Source organism: uncultured Microbacterium sp. (assembly GCF_963521695.1).
Taxonomy (GTDB): Bacteria; Actinomycetota; Actinomycetes; order Actinomycetales; family Microbacteriaceae; genus Microbacterium.
In genome coordinates, this window is record NZ_CAUQWC010000307.1 from 1 (window position 1) to 3181 (window position 3181).

Annotated in this window: 3 protein-coding genes; 1 reads left to right on the forward strand and 2 read right to left on the reverse strand. The window is 72.8% G+C overall.

Features of this window, described 5'->3' with window-relative positions; all coding sequences use genetic code 11:
- Positions 1-49: 49 nt before the first annotated feature.
- The gene (gene galK, locus RWP81_RS15615; protein ID WP_314457647.1) at positions 50-1213 is read right to left on the reverse strand and encodes a galactokinase; all 1164 of its coding nucleotides are present in this window, start codon (positions 1211-1213) and stop codon (positions 50-52) included.
- Entirely contained in the window at positions 1210-2385 is a 1176-nt protein-coding gene (gene galT / locus RWP81_RS15620) for a galactose-1-phosphate uridylyltransferase (RefSeq protein ID WP_314457649.1), read from the reverse strand. Before galT ends, galK begins: the two co-directional genes overlap by 4 nt.
- A gap of 41 nt (positions 2386-2426) precedes the next feature.
- Here galT and RWP81_RS15625 point away from each other — a divergent pair.
- Positions 2427-3181: LacI family DNA-binding transcriptional regulator (locus RWP81_RS15625; protein WP_314457651.1), on the forward strand; the 755-nt coding region annotated here is incomplete at its 3' end.

Genomic DNA, 3181 nt, shown 5'->3' on the forward strand with positions numbered 1-3181 from the left:
CCACCTACCCGGACCCCACGCGCGGGCGCCACGCGTCGCCGCGCGGACGTCAGGCGTCGCGGCGTGCGCCCTCCGACGGCGTGACCGTGAAGATGTTCGGTGCACGGAACCCGGATGCCGCGAACGCGGCGCGCACCGCCTCGGTCGCCGCCGGGATGAGTCCGGTCGGAATCAGCGCGATGGCCGCCCCGCCGAAGCCGCCGCCGGTCATGCGTGCACCGAGGGCGCCGGCGCCGAGGGTCGTCTCGACGGCGAGGTCGAGCTCGGGCACCGAGATCTCGAAGTCGTCGCGCATCGAGGCGTGCGAGGCCACGAGCAGATCGCCGATGGCCGACGGACCGTCGGCGTCGAGTGCGGCCACGGTGTCGAGGACGCGCTGGTTCTCGGTCACGATGTGACGCACGCGGCGGAACGTGACGTCGTCGAGCATCTCGGCCGCCCGCGGCAGATCATCAACCGTGACGTCGCGCAGCGCGGGAACGTCGAACGCCGCGGCGCCCCGCTCGCACGCCTCGCGACGCTCGCGGTAGCCGCCGGTGGAGTGCGCGTGCTCGACGAGGGTGTCGATCACCAGGATCGACAGCCCCGCCTCGGCGAAGCCGAGCGCGACGGGGCGCGTCTCGAGCGTGCGGCAGTCGAGGAAGGTGGCGGCGTCGGTGACGCCGAGCATCGAGGCCATCTGGTCCATGATCCCCGTCGGCGCGCCGACGGCGTCGTTCTCGGCGATGCGGCCGACACGGGCGAGCGCGACCTTGTCGAGCCCGGCGTTCCAGACGTCGTTGAGGGCGGATGCCACGGCTCCCTCGATCGCGGCGGACGACGACAGCCCTGCACCCACCGGTACCTCGGACGCCAGCGCGAGGTCGACGCCGCGCGGAGCGGCATCCGGAGCCTCCCGAAGAAGCGCCCACGCCACCCCCAGCGGGTACCCGGCCCAGTCGAGGCCGCCGGCGGCGATGCGGGCGTCGAGGTCGGCGAGCGATACCTCCACCGTGTCGTCGGCGAAGGTCGAGCGCACGCGGATGACGTCGTCGGAGCGAACGGCGACGGCGGCGGCGGTGCGCTGCGCGATCGCGAAGGGGAAGACGAAGCCCTCGTTGTAGTCCGTGTGCTCGCCGATGAGGTTGGCGCGACCGGGAGCCGACCACACCCCCGCGAGGGGGGCATCGGTCATGCGGGTGAGCAGGCTGCGGGCGTCGTCGACGGCGGTCATGCCGTCACCTCCGGAACGGTGTCGAGGGCGGCGCGCAGGCGCTCGGCCTGCGACTCGGGGGTCACGTCGCCGATCCAGGCGCCCATGGCCGCTTCGGATCCGGCGAGGTACTTCAGCTTGTCGGCGGAGCGACGGGGCGAGGTGATCTGCAGGTTGAGGCGGACGGCGTCGCGACCCCGCCCGATGGGCGCCTGGTGCCATGCGGCGATGTAAGGAGTGGGGGTGTCGTAGAGCGCGTCGATGCCGCGCAGCAGCCGCAGATAGAACGGGGCGAGCTCGTCGCGCTCGGCATCGGTCGTCTCGGCCAGGTCGGCGACGTGGCGGTGGGGGAGCACGTGCACCTCGACGGGCCAGCGCGCGGCGAACGGGATGAACGCCGTCCAGTGCTCGCCGCGCAGCACGACGCGCTCGCCGGCGGACTCGAAGTCGAGGATGCGTTGGAACAGGTTCTCGGAACTGCGCGAGATCGTGTCGAGCAGCCGGTGCGTGCGCGGGGTGACGTACGGGTAGGCGTAGATCTGCCCGTGGGGGTGGGGGAGGGTGACGCCGATCTCCTGCCCGCGGTTCTCGAAGGGGAACACCTGACGGATGCCGGGCAGAGCCGACAGCGCCGCGGTGCGGTCGGCCCACGCCTCGATCACCGTGCGCGCGCGGGTGCGCGACAGCGAGCCGAACGACCCCTCGTGCGCGGGGCTGAAGCAGACGACCTCGCACCGGCCGACCGAGGTGCGCGTGCGGCCGAGGCCGAGGTGCTCGAGGTCGTCGTCGCCGAGCGGCGGGTCGACGGCGGCGGGTGCGTCGTCGGTCGCGACGTCGAGCGCGGGACCGAACGACGGTGATTTGTTCTCGAAGACGGCGACGTCGTACAGCGACGGGATCTCCGACGGGTTGGTCGGGGTCTGCGGCGACAGGGGGTCGAGGTGCGCGGGAGGCAGGAACGCCCGGTTCTGCCGATTGGATGCCACGGTGATCCAGTCGCCGGTGAGCACGTCCTGCCGCATGGTGGCGGTGGCGGGTCGGGGGTCGAGCGTGCGGGCGTCGACGGCGCGCTCGGCGCCGAGCGTCGTGCCGGGATCATCGAAATAGATCAGTTCGCGGCCGTCGGCGAGGCGGGTCGGGCGCTTGACCACACCGGCGCGGAGGGGCACCGCGGAGAGGCTGTGCGTGTTCACGATAACACGCTACAGCGCAGGCGTGATATCGTCAACATGTAATGAGTGCGATGCGCGTATCCATGGCCCACGTGGCCGAACGAGCCGGAGTGTCGGCGCAGACGGTGTCGCGCGTGGCCAACGGCAGCCCGCGCGTCGACCCCGTCACCCGCGCCCGCGTCGAGAAGGCGATGGCCGACCTCGGCTACCGCATGCACCGCGCTGCACGGGCCCTGCGAACCGGGCAGACCTCCACCATCGGTCTCGTCGTGTCGACCCTCGCCTCGGTCGGCAACTCGCGCATGCTGCAGGCGATCTCCGAGGCCGCGGCCGCGCGCGAATACGCCCTCGCGGTCGTGACGGTGGGGGAGCGCGGAATCCGCGACGCCTTCGCGCGACTCCGCTCGCAGGGCGTCGACGGCGCCGTCGTGCTGAACGAGGCGACCGAACTCGCCCGCGACGTCGACCCGCCGGCCGATCTGCACGTGGTGGTCGTCGATTCCCCGCCCGACGATCGCTTCTCAATCGTGCAGACCGATCACGCCGGGGGCGCCCGCGCGGCTACCGCGCACCTCCTCTCCCTCGGACACGGCACGGTGCATCACCTCGCCGGACCCTCCGGATCGTTCGCCGCGGCCGAGCGCGAACGCGGGTGGCGCGAGGCGCTGGCCGACGCCGGGATCGCCGCGCCCGACCCGGTCCGCGGCGACTGGACCTCGGCATCCGGTCACCTCGCCGCCGACGCCCTGCGCGCAGCGACCGCCGTCTTCGTCGCCCACGACCAGATGGCGCTGGGCGCCCTGCGGGCCTGCGCCGA